The organism is Variovorax paradoxus (assembly GCF_030815975.1).
GTDB lineage: Bacteria > Pseudomonadota > Gammaproteobacteria > Burkholderiales > Burkholderiaceae_C > Variovorax > Variovorax paradoxus_N.
On record NZ_JAUSXL010000002.1, the window covers coordinates 1,487,995 to 1,512,265 of the forward strand.

The following is a 24,271-nucleotide window of genomic DNA, read 5'->3' on the forward strand; positions in this document are numbered from 1 at the left end:
GCGGCAGCGGATTCTCGCGCGTTACATATCCACAGCTTTCATCCGGCCCCGGGAACCAGAGACAAACCATGAACCGCCCCGCTTTTCCCGATCTTCACCGGCCATTGCATCGATGGCTGCTCGGCCTCGCGCTGCTGTGCCTCGGCGCGGCCGCCAGCGCACAGCAGGACCCGCCCGGACGCGTGGCGCGCCTGAACCTGCAGCAGGGCACGGTGAGCTTCGCGCCCGCCGGCGAAGACAGCTGGTACGACGCGCAGCCCAACCGCCCCCTCACCACCGGCGACCGGCTCTGGACCGACCGCAATGCGCGCGCCGAAGTCCACATCGGCTCGGCCGCGCTGCGGATGGATGGGCAGACGCATGTCGAATTCTCCGAACTCGACGACGACACCGTGCGCCTCACCGCGAACCAGGGCAACCTGCAGCTGCGCGTGCGCGACGACCTCTCGGGCCAGCGCGTCGAGGTGGACACCGGCAACCTTGCGGTGGTGATCGACGCGCCTGGTGAATACCGCGTGGCGGCCGACCCTGCCGCCGGCACCACCTGGATCGCGGTGGCCTCGGGCCGCGTCACGCTGCATGGCGAGAACGGCGAATCGCAATCGCTGGGCGCGCGGCAACAACTCACCGTGTCGGGCCGCAACCTCGCCGCGGTGGGCGGCGCGCCCGTCCAGAACGGCAGCTTCGACGCCTGGGTGGCCGAGCGCAACCGCATCGAGGACCAGTCGATCTCCGCGCGCTACGTGTCGCGCGAGGTGGTCGGCTACCAGCAGCTCGACCTCTACGGCGACTGGCAGAGCGACCCGACCTACGGCGACGTCTGGTTCCCGCGCAGCGTGGACGCCGACTGGGCGCCTTACCGCGACGGCCAGTGGGTCAACATCGCACCCTGGGGCCTGACCTGGGTCGATGCCGCACCCTGGGGCTTCGCGCCTTTCCACTATGGCCGCTGGGCACGCGTGGGACCGCGCTGGGCCTGGGTGCCGGGACGGCCGGCCGCACGGCCCGTGTATTCGCCCGCGCTGGTCGGCTTCGTAGGCGGCAGCGGTGCCAATGCCGCCTTGCAGATCGGCAACGGCCGCAACGGCGTGGGCTGGTTCCCGCTGGCCCCCGGCGAGGCCTGGCGGCCCGGCTATCGCGCAAGCCAGCGCTACCTCGACCAGGTGAACCGCATGGCGGTCTACCGGAACCGGCAGGCCGAGCTGCGCAACGACTTCTACGCCAACCAGCAGATGCCGGGCGCCGTCACCGTGCTGCCGGCCGACCGCTTCGGCCGCGGCCCCTTCGGCCGGCGCGACCTGGTGCGGCTGCCGGACGACCGCTTCGCGCGCGCGCCAGTGGCGCCGGCGCCGGGCGTCCCGATGCACAACTTCGGCGGCGGCTTCGGCCGGCCGGCCGCGGTGGCGCCGCCAACGCAGCTGATGGCGCGCGAGCAGCAGGAATTGCGCTACGAGCAGGCGCGGCGAACCCAGCAGATGCAGCAGGCGCAACAGGTCCAGTCGATGCAGCAACAGCAGCAGCAACAACAACAGCAAATGGAATGGCAGCGCCAGCAGGGTTTGCGCCAGCAGCGGGACTGGCAGCAGCGCGGTGGGCAGGACCAGTGGCAACAACGCCAGCAGCAGCAGCAGCAGGTGCAACAGCAACAGCAGATTCAGCAGCAACAGGCGCTGCGGCAACAGCAGGAGGCGCAGCAGCGTGCAGCCCAGGCGCAGGCCCAGGCCCAGGCACAAGCCCAGCAGCAGATGCAGCAGCAACAGCGCGCGGCGCAGCAGCAGGCACTGGCCCAGCAACAAATGCTGCGCCAGCAGCAGGAGATGCAGCAACGCGCCGCACAGGCACAGCAGCAGGCTCAGGCGCAACAACAGGCCCAGCAGAACGCGATGCGCCAAGCGCAGGAAGCGCAGGTGCGCGCGATCCAGCAGCAACGCGGCTTCGCGCCTGCGCCTGCTCCGTCACCGCAGCCACCCCAGGCTCAGCCGGCCCCGCGCGGCGGCGACGATCCGCGCAGGCTCTGGACCTCCCCGGACCAGCGCTGAACCTTCATCATCAAGGCGCTGCGGCGCAGCAGCGCCATCGCACCGCGCAAGCCCCGCAGCCAGCGGCGCCCTTGGCCGGCGGCTACAGTCGCCGCCAAGGAGCGGCTTTCCCATGCGCACATTCGACTTCGATCTTTTCGTCATCGGCGGCGGCAGCGGCGGTGTGCGCGCCGCGCGCATGGCGGCGCAGCAGGGCGCGCGCGTGGCACTGGCCGAGGCGGCCGATCTCGGCGGCACCTGTGTCAACGTGGGCTGCATTCCGAAGAAGCTCTACAGCTATGCGGCCGGCTATGCCGAGTCGTTCGAGGAAGCCGCGGGCTACGGCTGGAAGTTGCGGCAAGCGCCGCAATTCGACTGGGAGCACCTCAAGGAGCAGCGCGCGAGAGAGATCGCACGGCTCAACGGCGTGTATGCCTCGCTGTTGAAGAATTCCGGCGTCGTGCTGGTCAGCGGCTGGGCGCAGCTGCTCGACGGCCACACGGTCGAGGTCGACGGCAAGCGCCACACCGCGCGCCATCTGCTGGTGGCCACCGGCGGCACGCCCTATGTGCCAGAGATGCCGGGCCGCGAGCACGTCGTGACCTCCGACGCGATGTTCGACCTCGACCCGTTCCCCAAGCGCCTGCTGGTGGTCGGCGGCGGCTACATCGCCTGCGAGTTCGCATCGATCTTCAATGGCCTGGGCGCCAGAGTGACGCAGCTGCATCGCCGCGCGCACCTGCTCACCGGCTTCGACGACGACGTGCGGCAGTTCCTCGCCAACGAGATGGGCAAGGCGGGCGTCGAGGTGCGGCTCAACACCGAGGTCGCCACGGTCACGCGCGGGGCGCGCGGCCTCACGGTCACGCAGGTGCGCGGCCAGCAGATCGAAGCCGACACGGTGCTCTTCGCGACCGGCCGCGTGCCCAACACCCAGGGGCTCGGCCTCGAAGCGGCGGGCGTGAAGCTCGACGAGCGCGGTGCCATCGCGGTCGATGCGCACTACCGCAGCTCGGTGCCGTCGGTCCACGCGGTGGGCGATGTGTCCACGCGCGTGCACCTCACCCCGGTGGCGCTGGCCGAGGCGATGGTGGTGGTCGACGAACTCTTCGGCAAGGGCCGGCGCCGGCTCGACTACGAGTTCATTCCCACAGCCGTGTTCACGCATCCGAACATCGGCACCTGCGGCTACACCGAGCTCGACGCGCGCGCGAAGTTCGGCGACGTGGCGGTGTTTTCGAGCGAATTCAAGTCGCTGCGCCACACGCTGTCGGGCCGCAGCGAGCGCACCTTCATGAAGCTGGTGGTCGAAAAGGCCAGCGACCGCGTGGTCGGCCTGCACATGGTGGGCGCCGATGCGGGCGAGGTGGTGCAGGGCTTTGCCGTGGCGATGCGCGCCGGCGCGACCAAGGCTCTGTTCGACAGCACCATCGGCATCCACCCCACTGCCGCCGAAGAGTTCGTCACCATGCGCGAGCCGATGCCAGGCTAGCGCTGCTTGCCTTCGAGCAGCTTCACCATCACGAACAGCACGCGGTTGGCGGGTGTGGGCACGCCGAGCGCCTCGCCGCGGCGCACGACGAAGCCGTTGAGGTGGTCGATCTCGCTGGGCTTGCCGCGCGCGAGGTCCTGCGCGGTCGATGAATACTGCGACGGCATCGACTGCGCGATGCCGCGGATGGCCGCATCGGTGTCGCCCGGAATCTCGACCCCGTCGGCCTTTGCCACCGCCAGGCATTCGGCGACCACGTCGCGGATCACTTCGGCCACGCCCGTGCCTTTCACGAGTTCGCCGTAGGGCAGCTGCGACACGGCCGACAGCGCGTTGTAGGCGCAGTTCAGCACCAGCTTGGCCCAGAGCGAGCCGCGCACGTTGTCGGAGATTTGCGTGGGCACGCCGGCGGCCATCAGCTGCTGCGCCACCTGTTCGCTGCTGCGCGAAGGCGCGATCACCAGCTCGCCGCGGCCGTGGTGCTTGACGTGGCCCGGACCGGCCATCTCGGTGGCCACGTAGACCACGGCCGCGGCCACGTCGCTCGATGGCAGCACCGAGCGCACGCGCTCGTCGTTGTCGACGCCGTTCTGCAGCGTGAGCACCAGCGCGCCAGGCGAGAGATGCGGCCGGATCTGCGCCGCGGCCGCTTCGGTGTCGATGGACTTCACGCAGAACAGCACGAGCTCCGCGCCCTGCACCGCGCTGGTTTCGGTGCTCGCACCGAGCCGCACCTGCTCGTCGAAAGCCTTCGTCTCCAGCCGCAGGCCGTGGGCACGCACGGCTTCCACATGCGAAGGCCGGCCGATCAGCACCACTTCGTGGCCGGCACGCGCCAGCATGGCGCCGTAGTAGCAGCCGACTGCGCCGGCGCCCATGACTGCGACTTTCATCGATTCACCTTTCGAGCTTGTTTTCGAGAGCCTCCGAGGTTAATCGGTCGGCCGCTGCAAAATCGCGATGTGACCGATATCGACAAGGACTGGCTTTCTTCAAAATATGCACGCAGCTTTGCAGCCTTGGAGTTGGTTGTTGGCGGAGTGAACCGGACCTACCGGGTCCGCGAAGCAGCAAGCACTTTCTACCTGCGCCTCTATCGAAGATCGGGAAGACCTCTGCCGCAGATCGCAGCTGAGATCTGCTTACTGACAGAATTCAAGGGCTGTGCAGACGTAGCGGTCGGCCGTCCTGTCGCTGCCAAGGATGGAGCCTACGTTCTAGAAGTCGCCTGGGGCGGCGAATCCCGCCTTGCTTGCCTTTTCGAGAGCGTCGAGGGCGATAATTTTGACCTCACTCGCGCTGGCATGGCGCAATTTGGCGCGGCGCTCGCGCGCCTGCATCTGGCCATGCCAACCATCATTGGCGGGGAAGTGCGCAGCCTCGATCCGGTTGCGATCGTCCAGGATTCTCTACAGGCACTTCATCGCATTCGCCAAAGCAAAGATGTCGCGAGGGACATCGAGCATCACTACCTTGCAACTTTGCATCAGCCCGAACTGCGCGCGCTGCCAAGCGGCTTGTGCCACGGCGACGCTTGGACCGGCAATGCTCGCGTTCACCGAGGTCGAGCCGGATTCTTCGACTTCGATGACTTCGGCCGTGGCCCCCTTGTGATCGATCTCGGAACAGCCGCCTGGCATCTCGCAGACGAGAGTGGTCCAGCCTCCGATGGCCTGATCACCGCATTGGTCGACGGATACGAAAAGTTCCGCCCCTTGTCGGCGATCGAGAAAGACGCGCTCCCCCTCTTCATACAGTTTGCCGAAATTCGCTCACTGCTTTTTCTCGCGCGCTATTGCGTGCTGACCGACGAGATGTGGGTATATACGTTTCAAAGGGCCGGTCGCATGTTCGGCAGGTTGCGAAACTTCTGACTTTTACGACGAAATCATCGGTGGCCAGCTCCGCCTGGATCAGCCCGTCAGGGCCATGCAGATGCCTGAAGGGGACGCGGTCAGTTCAGGACGCGTGCACAGGCCACCGGGTACTCCCCTCCGCGAATGTCCCCCGGCTTCGCCTCCTCCTTGATTTCGCTGCGGGGAGCACCCGATGCCCTGTGCACCTGGACACGCTGCTGGTGTACGGCCGATCAACGACCGCTCTGCATAACGATCACGTCGATGGGGTGCCTTGCGCAGCGAAATAAAGGAGGAGCCCGAAGGGCGGGGGACATTCGCTTCGCCGCGTACCCCGTCGGCGTGATCGCGCCCTGAACAAAACCAAAACGCGGCCGCATTGCACAATGCCGTCATGCCCTACATGCCCACTTTCGTCGCTCCCGCCCGCTTCAACGACGCCGCCGCGGCGCTCGAACAGGTCAAGTCCATCTACCAGGGCGGCTTGGCGCATCTGCGCGAATCGATGCTGCGCTTCGTGGCCGGAGAGGCCATGCCGGGCCGGGTGCGGGCCTGCTACCCGTTCGTGCGGGTGCACACGCACACCGTGTCGCGCCACACGCCGCCGGCCAACGCGGGCCTGAGCTACGGCTTCGTCGCCGGCCCGGGCCGCTACGAGACGACGCTGACGCGGCCCGACCTGTTCTCGCGCTACTACCTCGACCAGTTCCGGCTGCTGCTGGAGAACCACCAGGTCGAGATCGAGGTGGGCACCAGCACGCAGCCGATTCCGATCCACTTCTCCTTTGCCGAGAACGACCATATCGAGGGCACGATGAGCGAGGAGCGGCGCGCGCTGATGCGCGACGTGTTCGACTTGCCCGACCTCGGCGTGATGGACGATGGCATTGCCAACGGCACCTACGAGGCGCTGGCGGGCGAGGCGCAGCCGCTGTCGCTCTTCACGGCCGCGCGCGTGGACTATTCGCTGCACCGGCTGCGGCACTACACCGGCACCGCGCCCGAGTGGTTCCAGAACTTCGTGCTGTTCACCAACTACCAGTTCTACATCGATGAGTTCGTGCGCCTGGGCCACGAGGCCATGGCCGACGAAAACAGCGAATACGTCGCCTTCATCGAGCCCGGCAACGTGATCACACGCCGGCGCGGACTGGCCGCGGGCGCCAGCACCAACTACGGCGGCCTGCTCGACGGCAGCCAGGGCACGGCGCCGCCGCGCCTGCCGCAGATGCCGGCCTACCACCTGGTGCGCGAGGACTGCAGCGGCATCAGCATGGTGAACATCGGCGTCGGCCCTGCCAATGCCAAGACCATCACCGACCACATCGCCGTGCTGCGCCCGCACGCCTGGATGATGCTGGGCCACTGCGCGGGCCTGCGCAACGCGCAGCAGCTCGGCGACTACGTGCTGGCCCACGCCTACGTGCGTGAGGACCATGTGCTCGACGAGGAACTGCCGCTGTGGGTGCCGATTCCGGCGCTCTCGGAAATTCAGCTCGCGCTGGAAAAGGCGGTGGCCGACGTCACGCGCTACACCGGCCCCGACCTGAAGAAGATCATGCGCACCGGCACGGTGGCGAGCACCGACAACCGCAACTGGGAGCTCTTGCCGGGCAACCAGCCGCAACGCCGCTTCAGCCAGAGCCGGGCCGTGGCGCTGGACATGGAAAGCGCCACCATCGCGGCCAACGGCTTCCGCTTTCGCGTGCCCTATGGCACTTTGTTGTGCGTGAGCGACAAACCGCTGCATGGCGAGATCAAGCTGCCGGGCATGGCCAACCACTTCTACCGCGAGCGCGTGGAGCAGCACCTGCGCATCGGCATGCGGGCCATCGACATCCTGCGCGAGCAGGGTTCGACCCGGCTGCACAGCCGCAAGCTGCGCAGCTTCGCGGAGGTCGCATTCCAGTAACAGTCGGCGCTTCCTAGGGTTTACACCTAGTTCAGGGCATAGGCGGGCGAGGCATTCGCGGAGATCATTTGCTTACCCCGTTCACAAATGGAAACAAAATGTCTCGTTCGTTGCCCGCGAGCCTTTCTCGCCGCAATTTCAGTGCATGGATGGCGGGCGCGGCCGCCGTGGCCGGCGCCGGGCATGCCGCCCTGTGGCCCCGCTCGGCCAGTGCAGCCGAGCCGCAACTCGTTTCCAGGCTGCGCATCGTCATTCCGGCCAACGAAGGCGGTGGCTGGGATCAGACCGGCCGCGCGCTCGGTGCGGCGCTGCTGGCCTCGGGTGCGGCCGGTGAGGTGGCCTACGAAAACATCGGCGGCAAGGGCGGCACCATCGGCCTGGCCAAGTACGTCGAAAAATACGATGCCGATCCCGACACGCTGCTCATGAGCGGCATGGTCATGGTCGGCGCGGTGGCGCTGCAGAAACCGGCCGTCACCATGGCCCAGGTGGCGCCGGTGGCGCGCCTCACGAGCGACTACGAAGTGGTGGCCGTGAAGGCCGATTCGCCCATCAAGACGCCGAAGGACCTGATCGCCCAGCTGCGCGCCGATGCGGCCAGGACCGTCATCGCGGGCGGCTCGGCCGGCGGCGTGGACCACATGTACGCCGGCATGCTGGCGCGCGTGGCCGGCAGCACCGCGGGCCTGGCCTACCAGCCGTATCCGGGGGGCGCGCAGGTGGTGGAAGCGCTTGCCACCGGCAAGGCGGTGGCGGGCATCTCGGGCTTCAGCGAATTCAGCGAGGCGCTGGCCAGCGGCAAGCTGCGCGCCATCGGCGTGTCGTCGAAGCGGCCGTTCCTGGGCATTCCGTCAGTGCGCGAGCAGGGCGTGGACGCCGACCTGGCCAACTGGCGCGGCGTGCTCACCGGCAAGAAGGTCACAGCGGATCGCAAGGCCGTGCTGCTCGAAGCGGTGCACCGCGCCACCACGGCCGACGTCTGGCAAAAGACCATCAAGCGCAACAACTGGGATGCGTACTGGATGGCGGGCAAGGATTTCGAGAGCTTCCTCGAGCTGGACCTGGCGATGGCCGGGCCGATGATCTACCTGCTCAAGCTGAAGGCCTGACGGCGCTCTTCAGCCGAAGAGCTCTGGCATTTCGCGCTGCGCCTTGGGCGTGAGCGCCAGCGCGCGGCCGTCGAGTTCCTGGCGCACCCAGCCGCGGCGCAGCGACAGCTGAAGCCACGCGGCGCCGAGCGCGCCGCCCAGGTGCGGGCGGCGCTCGCTCCAGTCGAGGCAGGCGCAGGCAAAGCGCCGGCGCGAGCGGCGCACCGCATCCACCTCGACCCCCAGGCTCTCCAGCGCGATCGCGCCTTCTGGCGTGAGTTCATACGAGCCGCTCTGCAGCCCGCTGAGCCAGCCCTGCGCATGCAGCCGGTCGTGCAGCGCGACGCCGGCGGTGCCGGCCATGTGGTCGTAGCAGGTGCGCGCGGCGCGCAGGCGGCTCGGCGTGCTGGGCTTGAACTGCGCGGCGTGCGGCGCGCCGGCCACCACCATCAGGCTTTCGAGCGCGGCCGCCACGTTGTCGCCGGCCAGTCGGAAGTAGCGGTGCTTGCCCTGCACGAGCAGTTCGACCAGCCGCTCCTGCCTGAGGCGCGCGAGATGCGCGCTCGCGGTGGAGGCGGCCACCTCGGCCACGGTGGCCAGCTCGGTCGCGGTGCGCGCGTGGCCGTCCATCAGGCAGTTCAGCATGCGGGCGCGCGCGGGCTCGGCAATGGCGCCGGCGAGGCGGGCCAGCTGCACGTCGGCGTTGGAGGAAGAAGGGGTCGTGTCCATGCGCCGATCCTAAGACGCCGCCGCATCCCACACTTCGTTCGCGGCCGAAGTGTGCCAGCGACTGCGGCTGCACACTGCGCGGCATGAACACAAGCCCCACGCTTTCTTTTATTGACACGCCCCTCGACCCGGTCGCGGCCGTCATGCATGCCGATCCGTACCCCTTCTATGCCGAACTGCGCGCGGGGCCGCCGCTCGTGTGGAACGAGGCGCTGCGCCTGTGGGTCGCGAGCCGCGCGGAGGTGATCGAATCGCTGCTGCTCGCGCACGGCGCGCTGCGCGTGCGGCCGGCGGCCGAGCCGGTGCCGCGCGCCATCGCGGGCAGCGCCGCGGGCGAGGTGTTCGGCCATCTGGTGCGGATGAACGACGGCACGGCGCACCAGGCCCATCGGCCCGCGCTGCAGCGCGCACTGGCCGGACTCGACCTGGGTGCAGCACGCACGGCGGCCTTGCGGGTCGCGCACGGCGTGCCGGCGCAGCCGCTGTCGGACGCGCTGTTCTCCATGCCGGTGCGGACCGTCGCGCATCTGCTGGGCTTTGGCGATGAGGCGCTGCCGCAGGTGGACCGGTGGATGCGCGATTTCGTCGCCTGCCTCTCGCCGCTGTCGACGCCGGAGCAGTTGCAGGCTGCCAGCGCTGCGGCGGGCGAACTGATGACGCGGTTCGAGGCCTTGGCCGCAAGTGCGCCGCCGCGCGATGGAACCCTGCTTGCGGCTGTGCTCGCCGAAAGCCAGGCCTGTGCGCCGTCCTCGCGCGCGCTGCTCGCGAACCTCGTCGGCCTGCTCTCGCAGACCTGCGATGCGACAGCGGGCCTGCTGGGCAACAGCCTGATCGCGTTGATGCGCGAGCCGTCGCTGCAGCAGGCCGCGCAAACGCCGAGCGGGCGGCAGGCCATCGTGGAAGAGACGGCGCGGCACGACCCCTCGGTGCACAACACGCGGCGCTTCGTGGCCGAGCCCGTCGCCATCGCGGGCACGCCGCTCGCGGCGGGCGACGCAGTGCTGCTGGTGCTGGCTGCCGCCAACCGCGATCCGGCGTTCAACCCCGAGCCCGAGCGCTTCAGCCTCGTGCGCGCGCGGCGTCGCATGCTGGGGTTCGGGCACGGCGTGCACGCCTGCCCGGGCCAGGCGCTGGCCTGCACGCTGGCGGCCGCGGGGCTGGAGGCCGTGCTGCATCGCGCGCCCGATCTCGCGGCGCTGCGCGAACGCGGCTGGCACTACCGGCCTTCGGTCGCCGCGCGCATTCCCGTCTTTCATTGACGGGCGCATGAAGACCGCTCAGGCGCGCGAAGAAGCCCAGCGCCCGGTGCCTTCGAGGTGCGGCGACAGCGCCGCGTCGCCCCAGCGCAGCGGCAGGGCGGCCGGCCGGCGCAACGCGCCTTCGACGTGCAGCCGCAGCAGCCGCTCGGCACCTTCGAACTCGGCGATCTCGGGGCCGTCCAGCACCAGTTCCGCAGTGGCCGCGACGTGCAGCAGATCGCCGTTGTCATAGTCGATGAACAGCAGGCCCGCGCGCGGGTGGGCCACCAGGTTGCCCAGCGTGTTGAAGAAGCGGTTGCCGTTGAAGTCGGGCACTGTGAGCACACCGCCTGCGTCGACGCGAACGAAGCCGGGGCGGCCACCGCGGTGCGACACGTCGACACCGTGCGAGCGTGCGTCGGCCTCGTCGCCCGTGGCCGCATCGCTTGGGTACGCGGTGGCGATGAACAGCGTGTCGGCGCTGCCGATGAGGCGCTGTGCATCGAGGTCGAGCGTGTCGAGCCGCTGTGCGGGTTGCACGGGCGCGCTGCCGTCGCGCGCAGCCACCAGTTCCGGCTCGCGCGCCTGGATGTAGCGCGGGCAGTTGCCAAAGCTCTGCTGCACCGCGACCATGAAGCCGCCCGCATCGAGCGCCTCGACCGTACCGTTCATGCGGTTGCGCCGCCGCGTGTGCGGCTCGATGCCCAGCAGGCCGAGCGCGGCACCCCGCGCGAGCTGCCCGGCCAGCGGATCGCCGCGGGCGGGCAGCGCATCGATGCGCAGGTGCGTGGCATCGGGCGAATGCGCGAAGCCCGCGGGCGCCGCGAGCACGCTGGCCCAGGGCTGCAGGCCGGCGTCGAGGCTGCCGACCACGAGGAACGGCAGCTGCGCGAAGAATTCGCGGTGCTGGTCGGGCATGTAGTCGCGGATCACGCGCGGGCCCATGGCTTCCATGCGGTCGCGCCAGCCCGTCTGCAGTTGCAGTGCGCGCTCGCCGGCGTGGAAGGGTTCGGCGATCACAGGAAGACCTCCGCGCCTTGCGCTGCGGTGCGATCGCCTTCGGGCGGCCGGGCGGCAGTCACAGGCAAACCTCCGCGCTGCGCGCTGCGGTGCGATCGCCTTCGGGCGGCCGGGCGGCGATCATGATGCCGCCGCCAGGCCGACCGGCGTGCGCACCATCGGCACGAAACCGGGCAGCGCCTCCACGCGCGCGAGCCAGGCGCGCACCTGCGGGTACGCATCGAGCGACACGCGGCCTTCGGGCGCATGCGCCACGTAGGCGTAGTTCGCGATGTCGGCCAGCGTGGCCGCGAGCCCGGCCAGGAAGGGCTGCTGCCCGAGGTGGATCTCCATCACCGCGAGCAGTGCATGCGAGCGCGTCACCGTTTCGACCGGATCGGCGGCCAGGCCGAACAGCGCCATGACGCGCGCGGCGGCCGGCCCGTAGGCGAGCGGCCCCGCGGCCACCGAGAACCAGCGCTGCACGCGCGCCGCGCCCACCGGGTCGCGCGGCATCCAGCGTGCCGGGTCGGCCGAATAGCGCTCGTTGAGGTAGACCAGGATCGCGTTGGAATCGGCCAGTGTCGTTTCGCCGTCCTCGATCACCGGCACCTGGCCGAAAGGGTTGCGCGCCAGGAACTCGGGCGTGCGGTTGTCGCGCTTCTTCAGGTCGAGCTCGATCACCTCGAAAGGCAGGCCGAGCATCGAGAGGAACAGCCGCACCCGGTGCACGTGGCCCGAGATGGCGCTGCCGTAGAGCTTGATTGGTTGGGCGGGGCGGGTGGCCGTGGCGTTCATGGAAAAGTCCTTTGACATGTCGGAGTGGGCGTAGTCCGGATTCTTCTCTCTTGCGCCAAATGAATGAATAGCCGTTTCTGTATTTGACTGCTGCGTTTTCCGGTTTAATTGCAATATGGATCGTTTCAAGGCCATGCAGACCTTCGTGCAGATTGCCGACCAGGGCAGCCTGACCCGCGCCGCCGAGGCGCTCGGCACCTCGCTGCCCGCGGTGGTGCGCGCGCTCGCCGCGCTGGAGGCGCACCTGGGCGTGCGCCTGTTCCACCGCACCACGCGCCGCCTCTCGCTCACCGAGGAAGGCCGCCACTACCTGCCGAGCGCGCGCGAGGTGCTGCTGGCGGCCGATGCCGCGGACCTCGCGCTCAAGGCCGAGGCGCGCGAACCCGCGGGCCAGCTCACCATCACCGCGCCGGTGCTCTTCGGCCACATGTACGTGGCGCCCGCCATCACGCGCTTCATGCAGCGCCACGACAAGGTGCGCTGCACCGTGCTGCTGCACGACCGCACGGTGAACCTGCTGGAGGAAGGCGTCGACGTGGGCATCCGCATCAGCCCGCTGGCGGATTCGTCGCTCGTGGCGCAGACGCTCGGCACCATCCGGCGCGTGGTGGCGGTGAGCCCCGAGTACCTCGCGCGCCACGGCACGCCGCGCCATCCGCGCGACCTCCAAGGCGCACCCTGCGTGCGCGGCCGTGTCGACGCACCGCCGCAGTGGGCGTTCCACGAACGCGGCAAGACGGTCAGCGTGACGCCGAGCTGCCGCCTCGAATTCAACCACCTTGCTCCGGCCATCGAGGCCTGCGCCGCGGGCATGGGTTTCGGCACCTTCTTCTCCTACCAGGTGCTGCCGCACGTGGCGCAAGGCCGGCTCAAGCTGGTGCTCGAAGACTTCGAACCGCCACCGCGCCCGGTGAGCGTGATCTATCCGAACGCGCGGCTGCTGCCGGCCCGCACGCGGGCCTTCATCGACTGGATGAAGGCCGAGTTCAGCGGCTTGCGGATGTAGGCGGCCATCTCATCTATTCCCCGGCGGCAGGCGCGGACAGCGGCTTGCCCTCGCACAGCGCCGCGGCGTCCGCCGCGATGCCGCGCACGGCCTCTTCCATGCCCAGGTTCAGCACCGACATGAATTCGCCGTTGCCGCTGGCCCAGTTGGCGCGCGTGCCCATGCCGTGGTACAGCCGCGTGGCGACCTCGCCGCCGGGCAGGCGGTAGCTCGCCTTGAGCACCACGTGCGACACGAGGTTGAGCCCCGCGGACCATGCATGGGCCAGGCGCAGCGCCACCACGGCCGTGGCCTGCCGCGCGGCGGCGGGCGACACCGGCGCGCCGGCGACAGTGCGAAAACCGTAGCGCCCCGTCGACAGCAGCGCATCGCGCGTCCATGCGCCCGCATCGCCGCTGCGCAGCGACTGCACCGACCTTGGCGTGGCATGGACCGTCGGCAGCATCAGCGTGAGGTGGCCTGCATGGACCTGGTTGCTGCGGGCGTCCTCGATCGTCGGAAGATAGAGCGTGCAGCCCTGGGGCGCGCGAAGGGATTCGACCGGCGGGGCGTTGGGCCGCTGTGCCTGATCCGGCGCCGGCTCGTAGCGCATGCTGAGCGGTTCGCCCTCGGTCAGCGCATGCGCGGTGCCGGACACGGCGCAGAGCGCGAACAAGGCCGTGCCGATGCGGTGCGGATGCCGCTTCTTCATGGCGCGGCGCTCCGCACCGAGTACATCGCGCCGTCCTGGTCGCGGAACACGATGCGCCCGGGCTGCTCGTCGAAGCTCTTTCCGGCCAGCGTGACCCATGAGCCATTGACGTTGAAGCGCGCGGTCCGTACGGCTCCGGAGCCGGCGCCGGCCAGGTCCATGCCCAGCACGTGCAGCGTCTGCTGGACCGAATCGCGCATCACGGCCTTGATCACCCGGCCGTCGTTGGCGGTCAGGCGCCGGACCACGGCGGCGCGCGTTCCGCCGCCGATCGGCGTCTGGAAGATGATGGCGGAGCGATAGGAAGGCTCGCTGTTGCCGGCCTGATAGAGAAAGGCCGAGGTCCGCGTGGTGAAGGCGCCGAGCCCCGGCTCCAGCGCGTACTGCAGCAGCAGCACGAGGTAGGCGGGCCCGGTCTTCGTGGCCGCGATGCGCGCGTCCTGCTCGGCCTTCGGCGGCATGCCCGCAAGCACCTGCGACGAAGCGATCTTCAGCGGAAACGCGTTGGGCGCGTTCAGCAGTTCGCCGAAAGCCAGGCCGGCCTCGACGCGGTAGTCGTAGTCGAGCAATGGACCGACGATGGCGCCCACCTCGGCGCTCATTTCCTTCTGCCGCGACTGCTGCACCGAGGAGTCGATCAGCGCGCCGATCAAGCCGCCGCCGGTGGCCGCACTCACGCCGGGCGCCTGCGCCGAGAACATGAAGCTCTCCTGCGCGACGACCACGCGCACCTCGACCTCGCGGACCCCGGCCCGGTCCGCCGCCGCGAGCGGCCGATGGAAAGGCGCGCAGGCGCCGAGCAGCAGAGCCGCCGACAGCGCAGCCAGCGCCAACAGGAAACGAAGCATTCTTGGGTCTCCCCCGCGACGTGCAAATACGAGAACGGCGAGAACACGCCGATGGGCGTGGATTGTGCCGGCAACTGCTTGCGCCGAAGCCGCGGCGCCTGTCCATCGGTTGAATCGCTGTCGGCATGCGCCGCGGGCCTGCGTCAGAATGGCCGCGTGCCCTCCTCCTCCCCCTCCTCCGCCCCTCTCTTCCACGCCAGCCGGCTTTGCAAGCGCTACGGCGGCACCACGGTCGTGGACGACTTGTCGTTCGAGATCGCGCCCGGCGAATGCCTGGGCGTGATCGGCCCGAACGGTGCCGGCAAGACCACCACCATCCGCATGTGCCTGGGCCTCACCACGCCCGACGGCGGCGACATCTGCGCGCTGGGCCTGCAGATGCCGCGCGACGCGCTGGCCATCAAGGCGCAGCTCGGCGTGGTGACGCAGTTCGATACGCTCGACCCCGACTTCAGCTGCGCCGAGAACCTCGTGGTGTACGGCCGCTACTTCGGCTTCAGCAAGGCGCAGGTGCGCGAGCGCGTGCCGCAGTTGCTGGAGTTCGCTGCGCTCTCGCACAAGGCCGATGCAAAGCCGGGCGAGCTCTCGGGCGGCATGCGCCGGCGCCTCTCGCTGGCGCGTGCGCTGGTGAACGACCCCAAGCTGCTGCTGCTGGACGAGCCCACCACCGGGCTTGACCCGCAGGCGCGCCACCTGATGTGGGAACGCCTGCAGGTGCTGCTGCAGCAGGGCAAGTCGATTCTGCTGACCACGCACTTCATGGACGAGGCCGAGCGCCTGTGCTCGCGCCTCTTGGTGCTCGACCACGGCCGCAAGATCGCCGAGGGCCGCCCGCGCGACCTGATCGCCGAGCACCTGGAGCCCGACGTGGTCGAGGTGTATGGCAACGGCGCGCTCTCGCTGGCCGAATCGCCGGAACTGAAGGCGATGGCAGCGCGCGTGGAAGTGAGCGGAGAGACGGTGTTCTTCTACACGCAGGACGCACGGCGGCTGCTCGATGCGCTCACGCAGCGTGGCGGCCTGCGCACCTTCCACCGTCCTGCGAACCTCGAAGACCTTTTTCTCAAGCTCACGGGTCGGCAGATCCGCGAGGATGGCTAGGGTGAAATCATGAACACGACGACTGCAAGTTCTTCTTCTGCCACGGCATCGCCGCCGGCCCGTTCCGTGTGGCGCGCGCCCGAGATCTCGCTGCGCTGGTGGCCCGTGTTCCTGCGCAACCTGCTGGTGTGGCGCAAGCTCGCGATCCCGAGCCTGATCGGCAACATCGCCGAACCCCTGATCTGGCTCGTGGCCTTCGGCTATGGCATGGGCGCGCTGGTGGGGCAGGTGGCGGTGGACGGCGTGAAGGTGCCCTACATCCTGTTCCTCGCGAGCGGTTCGATCTGCATGAGCGCGATGAACGCGGCGAGCTTCGAGGCGCTGTACTCGGCCTTCTCGCGCATGCAGGTGCAGAAGACCTGGGACGGCATCATGAACGCGCCCGTGGGGCTTGACGACATCGTGTTGGCCGAGATGCTGTGGGCGGCGTTCAAGTCGATCTTCACCGTGACCGCGATCCTGTTCGTGATGCTCGGGCTGGGCATCAGCCACAGCCCCAAGCTGATCGTCGCGTGGATGGTTCTGGCTGGCGCCGGCATCACCTTCTCGTCGATCGCGCTGATCTTCAATGCACTTGCCAAGAGCTACGACTTCTTCACCTACTACTTCACGCTGTTCATGACGCCGATGATGTTCCTGAGCGGCGTGTTCTTTCCGCTGGAGCAGTTGCCTTCCGCCGTGAGGGCCGTGGCGGCCTGGCTGCCGTTGACCAATGCGGTGGCGCTGGTGCGGCCGCTGTTCATGGACCAGTGGCCTGGCGATTGGTGGCTGCATGCGGGGGTGCTGGTTGTGTATGGGGTTGCGGCTTTCTGGGTGGCGTTGGCGTTGACTCGGAAGAGGTTTCGGGGGTAGGTTTTTGTTCGGGGGCCGGGACTCGCCCCGGCGGGCGACTCACTTTCTTTTGCTTCGCCAAAAGAAAGTAAGCAAAGAAAAGGCGACCCTACTGTCTGCGTCCCTCCGCTTCGCTGCGGGCAACCTGCGGTGCTCGATTCCGGCGGGGGTCCGCAGAACTCGCTTCGCTCAAACAGCTGCGGCCCTGATCCCGCCTCCATCTGCGCTCCTCGGCGCATACAGAAGGGGTGGGAGCCGACGGGCCATCGCTTCGCTCGGCCGGGGCCAACCCCAACAGCCAATACCAAATACCAACAGTCCAATACCAACCACCGCAGGCGCTGCGCGCCTGCGGTGGCTTGGTGGCCGAGCGAAGCAAAGGCCCGTTCGGTATCCACCCCCCTCTGTATGCGCCGAGGAGCGGAGGGTTTCGCGGATCAGGGCTCGCAGCTGTTTGAGCGAAGCGAGTTCTGCGAGACCCCGCGAAACCCGAGCACCGCAGGTTGCCCCGTAGCGCAGCGAAGGGGTCGCAGGCAGTGGGGTCGCCTTTCTTTTGCCTACGTTTCTTTGGCGAAGCAAAGAAAAGTAGGTCGCCCGCCGGGGCGAGTCCCGGCCCCGGAAAACAAACCCAAAACAGAATCCAAAATATTACATTGCACACAATTCAATTGCGAACTACAATTCCAGCCATGCGCAGCAGCACCACCCAAGCCACAGACGAAATGCTCAAGCTGGACAACCAGCTCTGCTTCGCCGTCTATTCCGCCTCGCTGGCCATGACCCGCCTCTACAAGCCGGTGCTCGAGAAGCTGCATCTCACCTACCCCCAATACCTCGTGATGCTCGCCCTCTGGGAGCAAGACGGCCCCACGGTTTCCGAACTCGGCGAACGCCTCTCGCTCGATTCCGGCACGCTCACGCCGCTGCTCAAGCGGCTCGAAGCCAACGGCTATGTGGCCCGCGTGCGCGACGTGGCCGACGAGCGCCGCGTGCACATCACGCTCACCGCCGCCGGCCGCAAGCTCAAGGCCCGCGCCGCCAATGTGCCCGGCTGCCTCATGGCCGCGGCGCAGTGCTCGGTGCCCGAACTCATCGCGCTCACCCAGCAGATCCAGACCCTGCGCGACCGCATCAAGAAAGCGGCCTGACGCGCAAGCCAAGGTTTCCCCCGCTTCCATCCAAGGAAGCTCTTTTCACCACACTCTCATCATCAAAGAAGGAATCACCATGACCACCAAGCTCGACAAGGTTCTCTACACCGCTGAAGCCCACACCGTCGGCGGCCGCGACGGCGCAGGCAAGTCCAGCGACGGCGCCATCGACGTCAAGCTCAGCTCGCCCGGTTCGGGCAAGCCCGGCACCAACCCCGAGCAGCTGTTCGCGGTCGGCTACGCAGCCTGCTTCATCGGCGCGATGAAGGCCGTGGGCCCGAAGATCGGCGTCAAGGTGCCTGAAGATGTGGCCATCGACTCCAGCGTTTCCCTTGGCCCGACGAATGGCGGCGCCGCCTACGGCATCGCCGTGAAGCTGGCCATCACGCTGCCCGGCCTGGATGCAGATGCCAAGCAGAAGCTGGTCGACGCGGCCCACCAGGTCTGCCCCTACTCGAACGCGACGCGCGGCAACATCGACGTCGAGCTGACGATCGCCTGATCCGCCCTCAGCGCAGCAAAGAAAGGCGCCCCGGCCACAAGCCGGGGCGCCTTTTTCATGGCCGGCGTTGTCTCGCGGGTGACCCGGAAAAGGGAAACGCGATAGCGCCTTTCATCAAGCCTGGCTAATGTGACTGCAGCACGCGCCACCTTCGCCACTCACATCACCGTGGAGATCGACACCATGAGCACCACCACCAGCCTCCTGATCCGCAAAGGCGAACTCGCCACCACGCGCCTGCACACCGCCACCGACCAGCCGCTGGCCGACGGCCAGGTGCGCGTACGCATCGACTTCTTCGCGCTCACCTCCAACAACATCACCTACGCCGCCTTCGGCGATGCGATGAGCTACTGGCAGTTCTTCCCGTCCGGCGAAGAAGGCTGGGGCAGCATTCCGGTGTGGGGCTTCGCCAGCGTGGTGCAGTCGCTGCATCCGGGCGTGGCAGTGGGCGAGCGGCTCTACGGCTACTGGCCGATGTCGTCGAGCGCCGTGCTGAGTCCCGACCGCCTTTCGCCCGCGCGCTTCACCGACGCCGCCGCGCACCGCGCCGAGCTGCCCGCGGTCTACAACCAGTACTTCCGCTGCAACGCCGATCCGCTCTACACCGCGGACACGGAAGACGTGCAGGCGCTGCTGCGCCCGCTGTTCATCACCTCGTGGCTGATCGACGACTTCATGGCGGACAACGATTTCTTCGGCGCGAACACCCTGCTGCTGTCGAGCGCATCGAGCAAGACGGCCTACGGCACCGCCTTCCAGCTGCACCAGCGCGAAGGCATCGAGGTGATCGGCCTGACCTCCGCCGCCAACGTGGCCTTCTGCGAAAGCCTGGGCTGCTACCACCGCGTGCTGACCTACGACACGCTCGACAGCATCGCGGCCGGCACGCCCTGCGTCTATGTGGACTTCGCGGGCAACGCCGGCCTGCGCAATGCGATCCACGCGCGCTTCGCGAACCTCAAGTACAGCTGCTCGATCGGCGGCACGCACGTCGAGCAGCTCGCATCCAAGGGCGCGGGCAAGGACCTTCCCGGCCCGCGCGCCACGCTGTTCTTCGCGCCGGCGCAGATCAAGAAGCGCACCGCCGAATGGGGCGCCGACGAATTCGGCCGGCGCATGGTGGCCGCCTGGCACCACTTCCTGGCCACCGTGACCGATGCGAAGAAGCCCTGGCTGCGCGCCGAGCACCACCACGGCGGCGAAGCGGTGCAGGCCGCCTATGCGCAGGTGCTGGCCGGCAAGGGCGACCCGCGCATCGGCCATATCCTTTCGCTTTACAAACAACCAGGCGGCCTCTGACATTCCGGGCGCCAGGGTAGCGACAATCGCTGCATGACCCTTTCCCCCGCAGCGCCCGCCAACACACATCCTTACGAGAGCCTCACGCCCGACGTGGTGCTGGACGCTCTGGCAACGCTCGGCCTGCACGGCGACGGCCGGCTCACTGGACTGAACTCGTACGAGAACCGGGTCTACCAGGTGTTCCTGGAAGACCCGGACCCGCATCCGGCGGTGGTGGTCAAGTTCTACCGTCCCGAGCGCTGGAGCGAAGCCGAGATCCTCGAAGAGCACGGCTTCTCGCTCGAGCTGGCGGCGGCCGAAGTGCCCGCCGTGGCGCCGCTGGCTTTCGACGGCGCCACGCTGCACCGCCACGGCGGCTTTGCCTTCAGCGTGAGCCCCTACCGCGGCGGCCGCGCGCCCGAACTCGACGACTTCGAGGTGCTCGAATGGGTCGGCCGCTTTCTCGCGCGCATCCACACGGTGGGCAGTGCCAAGCCTTTCGAGGCCCGGCCTGCGCTCGACCTGCAGACCTTCGGCATCGCCTCGCGCGACTGGCTGCTGGCCCATGACAAGGTGCCGCTCGACGTGCAGCGCGACTGGGAAAAGGCCTGCAACGAAGCGCTGGACATGATTGCCGCCACGCCGCTGGCGGTGAACGCCTCCGCCTCCGGCTTCCAGCCGCGCAAGCTGCGCCTCCACGGCGACGTGCACCCCGGCAACATCCTGTGGACACCCACCGACCGGCCCGGCGGCGGCCCGCACTTCGTCGACCTGGACGATGCGCGCACCGGCTTCGCGGTGCAGGACTTGTGGATGCTGCTGTCGGGCGAGCGGGCGCAGCGCACCTCGCAGCTCTCGGGCCTGCTCGACGGCTACGAGCAGTTCCGCGAATTCGACCGCCGCGAGCTCGCGCTGATCGAGCCGCTGCGCACGCTGCGGCTCATCCACTACAGCGCCTGGCTCGCGCGGCGCTGGGAAGACCCGATCTTCCCGATCAACTTTCCGTGGTTCGGCTCCAGCGACTACTGGAAGGGCCAGATCCTCGTGCTGCAGGAGCAGTGCGAACAGATGGCGGAAGAGCCGCTCTACGCCTGAAGCATGCCAGCCCCGGCCTTCGGCGCATGGAAGGCCTGCATGAACGCACCCTGCAGTTCAGCGGGCAGATCAGGCCGGTGGCACATCGCATAGCCGAGGCTCGGCGGGTCGTCGGCCAGCGCGACGAAGCGGATGTCCGGCCGCGCAATGCAGGCGAGCGATTCCACCACCAGCCCGATGCCCGCACCGGCGGCCACCAGCCCCACGAGCGAGATCGACGAGGTGGCGCACTGGTTGACCTGCGTGGTGATGCCGGCGCGCGCAAGGTAGGCGGCGATGCGGTCGAACACCACCGGGCCGATGTCGCGCCGCACCCCGACCAGCGTCTGCTGGCGCAGGTCCGCCGCCGCGATGCGCTCGGCGCGCGCGAGCGGATGCGCGGCCGGCACCACGGCCACGAAGCGGTCGCGCGCCACCTCGTGCACCACGAGGTCGTCGCGCGAGGACGGCGGATGCACCACCGCGAGGTCGAGCCTGCGGTGCGCCACGGCTTCTTCGAGTTCGTCCGACAGGCCTTCGGTCAGCGCCAGCACCACGCCCGGGTGCGCGGCCGAAAAGGCACGCATCGCATCGGGAAAGAAGGACAGCGCCGCAATGGGCGTGACGCCGATCTCCAGCCGGTCGACCGCGCCGCGTCCGATGGCGCGCGCGGCTTCATCGGTTTCGGCGGCGCGCGACAACAGGCGCCTGGCGTGCGGCAGCAGGCGCGCGCCCTGTTCCGTCAGCCGGACGCCGCGCGCCTGCCGGTCGAACAGCGCAAAGCCCAGGCCTTCCTCGAGCCGCTGGACGCGCACGCTGAGCGCGGGCTGCGAGATGGCCAGCAGCGAGGCGGCGCGGCGGATGTTGCCGATCTCGGCGAGCGTGACGAAGCAGCGCCATTGCTTGAGTTCCAAGGAGCGGTCTCCAGCGCAGCGCCGCGGGTTGCGGCGATCAGGGTGCGACGGGATTGCCCGGCGTGCCGAGGCTGCCGGCTGCGGGGGCGGCGGCATTGGCGGGCGGGCGGAAGGACACGCGCGTCGCGGAAGGCTGTGGTGCCGCCTGCGGCGCGGAGGCGGTGACCGGCTTCGTGACGCCGCCCTTGGTCACCGTGACCGGCGCAGCGGGCGATGCTGCCGGTGGGACCGGCGCCACGGGAGCAACAGGTGCCCCTCCCGCAGCGGCCGCCGTGGTGACCGGCGCGGCGCCGCCCGCGGGCGCGTACCCGGTTTTTCCCGCATTCGGATCGTGCAGCACCACGCTCTTGCCAACACCCACGCCGGTGCCGACCGGCCCGATGCCGACGCCCACACCCACGCCCGCCGAGCCGGCCACCACGCCGGAGTCGTTGACCGCCACGCCCGCACCGAGCGGGCCCCAGCCGGTGTTGAGCCCGACGGAAAAATTGCCGTCCCTGGTGGCGCCCAGCCCGAGCGAGAGCCCGGGCACCAGCGGAATGCCGATGTGATAGTGCGAACAGCCGCTCACCAGAAGCAGGGGCAGCACAACTGCGAGGGCAGCGGCTGCACGGGCGGTGCGCGGCCGGGCGTTCACACCAGGAGCGCGTTGACGCGCCTCACGTAGGCCGCGGGGTCGGCCGGCAGGCCGCCTTCGGCCAGCAGCGCCTGGTCGAAAAGGATGTTCGCGAGATCGTCGAAGTGCGCCGAGCCGTCGAGCTTCTTCACCAGCGCGTGCTCGGCGTTCACTTCGAGCACGGGCTTCAGGTCAGGGGCCGGCTGGCCGGCCTGCTTGAGCATGCGCGCGAGCTGCGTGCTCATGCCGCCGTCCTGCACCACCAGGCAGGCCGGAGAATCGACCAGGCGCGTGGTCACGCGCACGTCCCCAGCCTTGTCCTTGAGCGCTTCCTTGAGCCTCTCGAGCAGCGGCTTGAAGGATTCGGCGGCTTCCTCGGCGGCCTTCTTCTCGGCCTCGTCCTGCAGCTTGCCCAGGTCGACCGCGCCCTTGGCCACGCTCTGCAGCGGCGTGCCGTCGAACTCGGTCAGGTAGTTGAGCGCCCACTCGTCGACGCGGTCGGTCATGAGCAGCACCTCGATGCCCTTCTTCTTGAAGACCTCGAGCTGCGGGCTGTTCTTTGCGGCGGCGAGCGTGTCGGCCGTGATGTAGTAGATCGCGTCCTGGCCTTCCTTCATGCGCGCCTTGTAGTCGGCAAAGCTCACGCTCACGGTGTCGCTCGTGGTCGAGGCGAAGCGCAGCAGCTTGGCGATGCGGTCGCGATTGCCGAAGTCTTCGCCCAGGCCTTCCTTGAGCACGGCGCCGAACTCGGCATAGAACCTGGCGTACTTGCCCGATTCGTCGGCGTATTCGGCCGCCGCCTCGGCAGCGGGCGTGGCTTTCTTGTCGACCACGTCGGTGACGTCGGCCGCGCTTTCAGTCGGGTCGGGTGCGGGCACCGATTCGCCGGAGCCCACGTCGATCTTGCCTTCGGCGCTTTCGGGCGCGGTCTTCTGCTTTTTCGCCAGGTCTTCGAGCATGCCGAGCACGCGCTTGGTGCTGCCCTCGCGGATCGCCTTCACGTCGCGGCTTTCCTGCAGCAGCTCGCGGCTCACGTTGAGCGGCAGGTCGGACGAGTCGATCACGCCCTTCACGAAGCGCAGGTAGCTCGGCAGCAGCGCCTCGGCATCGTCCATGATGAAGACGCGCTTCACATACAGCTTGACGCCAGCGCCCTTGTCGCGGTTCCACAGGTCGAACGGCGCCTTCGACGGGATGTAGAGCAGCTGCGTGTACTCGGTGCTGCCCTCCACGCGGTTGTGGCTCCAGGCGAGCGGCGCCTCGTAGTCGTGGCTGATGCTCTTGTAGAACTCTTCGTACTGTTCGGACGTGATGTCTTTCTTGGGGCGGCTCCACAGCGCGTTGGCCTTGTTGACCGTTTCCCATTCGCCGGTCTTGACCATGTCGCCGGGCTGGTCGTTCTCGCCTTCCTTCCACTCCTCCTTTTCCATCAGGATGGGCAGCGAGATGTGGTCGGAGTACTTGCCGACGATCTGCTTGAGTTTCCAGGCGTTGAGGTATTCCTCGGCGTCGTCGCGCAGGTGCAGCGTGATGCGGGTGCCGCGCTCGGGGCGCGTGATGTCGGCCACCTCGAAGTCGCCCGCGCCGCCGCTGGTCCAGCGCACGCCCTGGTCGGCCGGCAGGCCGGCGCGGCGCGATTCGACCGTGATCTTGTCGGCCACGATGAAGCCCGAGTAGAAGCCCACGCCGAACTGGCCGATGAGCTGCGCATCGGCCTTCTGGTCGCCGCTGAGCCTGCTCACGAAGTCCTTGGTACCACTTTTGGCGATGGTGCCGAGGTTCTCGATGGCCTCCTGGCGCGACAGGCCGATGCCCTTGTCCGTGATGGTGAGGGTGCGCGCGGCCTTGTCGAAGCCGAGGCGCACGTCCAGGCTGGACTGGTCTTCGTACAGCTCGGGATGGTCGAGGGCCTCGAAGCGCAGCTTGTCGCAGGCGTCCGATGCGTTGGAGATCAGCTCGCGCAGGAAGATTTCCTTGTTCGAGTAGAGCGCATGCGTGACGAGGTGCAGCAGTTGCGCGACTTCAGCCTGGAACGGGAGTTTCGTGTTGGAAGAATCAGCCATGGAAAAAAGGAAATATCGGAACCAAAAAATTCTAAGCCGGGCGGCCTTGACCGCACGCCC

At 68.5% G+C, this 24,271-nt stretch carries 22 protein-coding genes; 13 read left to right on the top strand and 9 right to left on the bottom strand.

Annotated elements, in window-relative coordinates; translation table 11 throughout:
• The first annotated feature begins 68 nt into the window (after positions 1-68).
• Complete coding sequence (locus QFZ47_RS10795) at positions 69-2,039, top strand: DUF6600 domain-containing protein (protein ID WP_307655628.1); 1,971 nt, start codon at positions 69-71, stop codon at positions 2,037-2,039.
• Positions 2,040-2,151: 112 nt separating this feature from the next.
• Positions 2,152-3,510 carry a glutathione-disulfide reductase gene (gorA, locus tag QFZ47_RS10800; protein WP_307655629.1) on the top strand — a complete coding sequence of 453 codons (1,359 nt, stop codon included), beginning with the start codon at positions 2,152-2,154 and terminating at the stop codon, positions 3,508-3,510.
• Here the strand turns inward: gorA and QFZ47_RS10805 are convergent.
• Positions 3,507-4,403, bottom strand: a complete 897-nt coding sequence (locus QFZ47_RS10805) for a ketopantoate reductase family protein (RefSeq protein WP_307655630.1) — start codon at positions 4,401-4,403, stop codon at positions 3,507-3,509. The genes gorA and QFZ47_RS10805 overlap by 4 nt on opposite strands.
• A 69-nt stretch (positions 4,404-4,472) precedes the next feature.
• Between QFZ47_RS10805 and QFZ47_RS10810 the strand changes: the two genes are divergently transcribed.
• The 3 genes from QFZ47_RS10810 (at position 4,473) to QFZ47_RS10820 (ending at position 8,387) form a co-directional block, all read left to right on the top strand.
• Positions 4,473-5,384, top strand: coding sequence for a phosphotransferase (locus tag QFZ47_RS10810; protein ID WP_307655631.1), 912 nt, complete (start codon positions 4,473-4,475; stop codon positions 5,382-5,384).
• A gap of 376 nt (positions 5,385-5,760) precedes the next feature.
• Positions 5,761-7,278 carry an AMP nucleosidase gene (locus QFZ47_RS10815; protein WP_307655632.1) on the top strand — a complete coding sequence of 506 codons (1,518 nt, stop codon included), beginning with the start codon at positions 5,761-5,763 and terminating at the stop codon, positions 7,276-7,278.
• A 98-nt stretch (positions 7,279-7,376) separates the two neighbouring features.
• The gene (locus QFZ47_RS10820; protein ID WP_307655633.1) at positions 7,377-8,387 is read left to right on the top strand and encodes a Bug family tripartite tricarboxylate transporter substrate binding protein; all 1,011 of its coding nucleotides are present in this window, start codon (positions 7,377-7,379) and stop codon (positions 8,385-8,387) included.
• Between the two features lie 9 nt (positions 8,388-8,396).
• On the opposite strand, the gene QFZ47_RS10825 is transcribed toward QFZ47_RS10820, so the two are convergent.
• Positions 8,397-9,095 (bottom strand): ArsR/SmtB family transcription factor, encoded by a 699-nt coding sequence (locus QFZ47_RS10825; protein ID WP_307655634.1) that lies wholly within the window; start codon positions 9,093-9,095, stop codon positions 8,397-8,399.
• An 83-nt stretch (positions 9,096-9,178) separates the two neighbouring features.
• Here QFZ47_RS10825 and QFZ47_RS10830 point away from each other — a divergent pair, with 83 nt between their 5' ends.
• A complete protein-coding gene (locus tag QFZ47_RS10830; RefSeq protein WP_307655635.1) occupies positions 9,179-10,354 on the top strand; it encodes a cytochrome P450 in 1,176 nt (391 codons plus the stop codon).
• Between the two features lie 18 nt (positions 10,355-10,372).
• Here QFZ47_RS10830 and QFZ47_RS10835 read toward each other — a convergent pair whose 3' ends face one another.
• Positions 10,373-11,353: a pyridoxamine 5'-phosphate oxidase family protein gene (locus QFZ47_RS10835; protein WP_307655636.1), complete on the bottom strand. Its 981-nt coding sequence runs from the start codon at positions 11,351-11,353 to the stop codon at positions 10,373-10,375.
• 120 nt (positions 11,354-11,473) lie between these two features.
• A complete protein-coding gene (locus QFZ47_RS10840; protein WP_307655637.1) occupies positions 11,474-12,130 on the bottom strand; it encodes a glutathione S-transferase family protein in 657 nt (218 codons plus the stop codon).
• A 115-nt stretch (positions 12,131-12,245) separates the two neighbouring features.
• On the opposite strand from QFZ47_RS10840, the gene QFZ47_RS10845 reads away from it, so the two are divergent.
• On the top strand, positions 12,246-13,136 hold the full coding sequence (locus QFZ47_RS10845) for a LysR family transcriptional regulator (RefSeq protein ID WP_307655638.1): 891 nt from the start codon (positions 12,246-12,248) through the stop codon (positions 13,134-13,136).
• Between the two features lie 13 nt (positions 13,137-13,149).
• On the opposite strand, the gene QFZ47_RS10850 is transcribed toward QFZ47_RS10845, so the two are convergent.
• Entirely contained in the window at positions 13,150-13,827 is a 678-nt protein-coding gene (locus QFZ47_RS10850; RefSeq protein WP_307655639.1) for a hypothetical protein, read from the bottom strand.
• Positions 13,824-14,675: a hypothetical protein gene (locus QFZ47_RS10855; RefSeq protein ID WP_307655640.1), complete on the bottom strand. Its 852-nt coding sequence runs from the start codon at positions 14,673-14,675 to the stop codon at positions 13,824-13,826. The genes QFZ47_RS10850 and QFZ47_RS10855 overlap by 4 nt, the downstream gene beginning before the upstream one ends.
• Positions 14,676-14,831: 156 nt before the next feature.
• On the opposite strand from QFZ47_RS10855, the gene QFZ47_RS10860 reads away from it, so the two are divergent.
• From QFZ47_RS10860 to QFZ47_RS10885, 6 genes are all read left to right on the top strand, one after another.
• Positions 14,832-15,776, top strand: a complete 945-nt coding sequence (locus QFZ47_RS10860; protein WP_307655641.1) for an ATP-binding cassette domain-containing protein — start codon at positions 14,832-14,834, stop codon at positions 15,774-15,776.
• 9 nt (positions 15,777-15,785) lie between these two features.
• Entirely contained in the window at positions 15,786-16,628 is an 843-nt protein-coding gene (locus QFZ47_RS10865; protein ID WP_307655642.1) for an ABC transporter permease, read from the top strand.
• 668 nt (positions 16,629-17,296) lie between these two features.
• Positions 17,297-17,755 (top strand): MarR family winged helix-turn-helix transcriptional regulator, encoded by a 459-nt coding sequence (locus QFZ47_RS10870; RefSeq protein WP_307655643.1) that lies wholly within the window; start codon positions 17,297-17,299, stop codon positions 17,753-17,755.
• Between the two features lie 79 nt (positions 17,756-17,834).
• Positions 17,835-18,260 carry an organic hydroperoxide resistance protein gene (locus QFZ47_RS10875; protein WP_056516531.1) on the top strand — a complete coding sequence of 142 codons (426 nt, stop codon included), beginning with the start codon at positions 17,835-17,837 and terminating at the stop codon, positions 18,258-18,260.
• 183 nt (positions 18,261-18,443) lie between these two features.
• Positions 18,444-19,562: a DUF2855 family protein gene (locus QFZ47_RS10880; RefSeq protein WP_307655644.1), complete on the top strand. Its 1,119-nt coding sequence runs from the start codon at positions 18,444-18,446 to the stop codon at positions 19,560-19,562.
• 33 nt (positions 19,563-19,595) lie between these two features.
• Positions 19,596-20,639 carry a serine/threonine protein kinase gene (locus QFZ47_RS10885; RefSeq protein WP_307655645.1) on the top strand — a complete coding sequence of 348 codons (1,044 nt, stop codon included), beginning with the start codon at positions 19,596-19,598 and terminating at the stop codon, positions 20,637-20,639.
• On the opposite strand, the gene QFZ47_RS10890 is transcribed toward QFZ47_RS10885, so the two are convergent.
• From QFZ47_RS10890 to htpG, 3 genes are read right to left on the bottom strand one after another with little or no spacing between them, the layout of a single operon-like run.
• Positions 20,630-21,532 (bottom strand): LysR family transcriptional regulator, encoded by a 903-nt coding sequence (locus tag QFZ47_RS10890; protein WP_307655646.1) that lies wholly within the window; start codon positions 21,530-21,532, stop codon positions 20,630-20,632. The two genes, QFZ47_RS10885 and QFZ47_RS10890, sit on opposite strands and share 10 nt — an antisense overlap.
• A 37-nt stretch (positions 21,533-21,569) precedes the next feature.
• Positions 21,570-22,121, bottom strand: a complete 552-nt coding sequence (locus QFZ47_RS10895; protein ID WP_307655647.1) for a hypothetical protein — start codon at positions 22,119-22,121, stop codon at positions 21,570-21,572.
• 44 nt (positions 22,122-22,165) lie between these two features.
• The gene (htpG, locus tag QFZ47_RS10900) at positions 22,166-24,211 is read right to left on the bottom strand and encodes a molecular chaperone HtpG (RefSeq protein WP_307655648.1); all 2,046 of its coding nucleotides are present in this window, start codon (positions 24,209-24,211) and stop codon (positions 22,166-22,168) included.
• Positions 24,212-24,271: the final 60 nt, after the last annotated feature.

Bases quoted from the DNA above. Each gene is read 5' to 3' on its own strand.
- QFZ47_RS10855 (WP_307655640.1), bottom strand. From the start codon at position 14,675: ATGCTTCGTTTCCTGTTGGCGCTGGCTGCGCTGTCGGCGGCTCTGCTG.
- QFZ47_RS10795 (WP_307655628.1), top strand. From the start codon at position 69: ATGAACCGCCCCGCTTTTCCCGATCTTCACCGGCCATTGCATCGATGG.
- QFZ47_RS10845 (WP_307655638.1), top strand. From the start codon at position 12,246: ATGGATCGTTTCAAGGCCATGCAGACCTTCGTGCAGATTGCCGACCAG.
- gorA (WP_307655629.1), top strand. From the start codon at position 2,152: ATGCGCACATTCGACTTCGATCTTTTCGTCATCGGCGGCGGCAGCGGC.
- QFZ47_RS10875 (WP_056516531.1), top strand. From the start codon at position 17,835: ATGACCACCAAGCTCGACAAGGTTCTCTACACCGCTGAAGCCCACACC.
- QFZ47_RS10850 (WP_307655639.1), bottom strand. From the start codon at position 13,827: ATGAAGAAGCGGCATCCGCACCGCATCGGCACGGCCTTGTTCGCGCTC.
- QFZ47_RS10885 (WP_307655645.1), top strand. From the start codon at position 19,596: ATGACCCTTTCCCCCGCAGCGCCCGCCAACACACATCCTTACGAGAGC.
- QFZ47_RS10870 (WP_307655643.1), top strand. From the start codon at position 17,297: ATGCGCAGCAGCACCACCCAAGCCACAGACGAAATGCTCAAGCTGGAC.
- QFZ47_RS10880 (WP_307655644.1), top strand. From the start codon at position 18,444: ATGAGCACCACCACCAGCCTCCTGATCCGCAAAGGCGAACTCGCCACC.
- QFZ47_RS10830 (WP_307655635.1), top strand. From the start codon at position 9,179: ATGAACACAAGCCCCACGCTTTCTTTTATTGACACGCCCCTCGACCCG.
- QFZ47_RS10820 (WP_307655633.1), top strand. From the start codon at position 7,377: ATGTCTCGTTCGTTGCCCGCGAGCCTTTCTCGCCGCAATTTCAGTGCA.
- QFZ47_RS10840 (WP_307655637.1), bottom strand. From the start codon at position 12,130: ATGAACGCCACGGCCACCCGCCCCGCCCAACCAATCAAGCTCTACGGC.
- QFZ47_RS10805 (WP_307655630.1), bottom strand. From the start codon at position 4,403: ATGAAAGTCGCAGTCATGGGCGCCGGCGCAGTCGGCTGCTACTACGGC.
- htpG (WP_307655648.1), bottom strand. From the start codon at position 24,211: ATGGCTGATTCTTCCAACACGAAACTCCCGTTCCAGGCTGAAGTCGCG.
- QFZ47_RS10865 (WP_307655642.1), top strand. From the start codon at position 15,786: ATGAACACGACGACTGCAAGTTCTTCTTCTGCCACGGCATCGCCGCCG.
- QFZ47_RS10815 (WP_307655632.1), top strand. From the start codon at position 5,761: ATGCCCTACATGCCCACTTTCGTCGCTCCCGCCCGCTTCAACGACGCC.
- QFZ47_RS10825 (WP_307655634.1), bottom strand. From the start codon at position 9,095: ATGGACACGACCCCTTCTTCCTCCAACGCCGACGTGCAGCTGGCCCGC.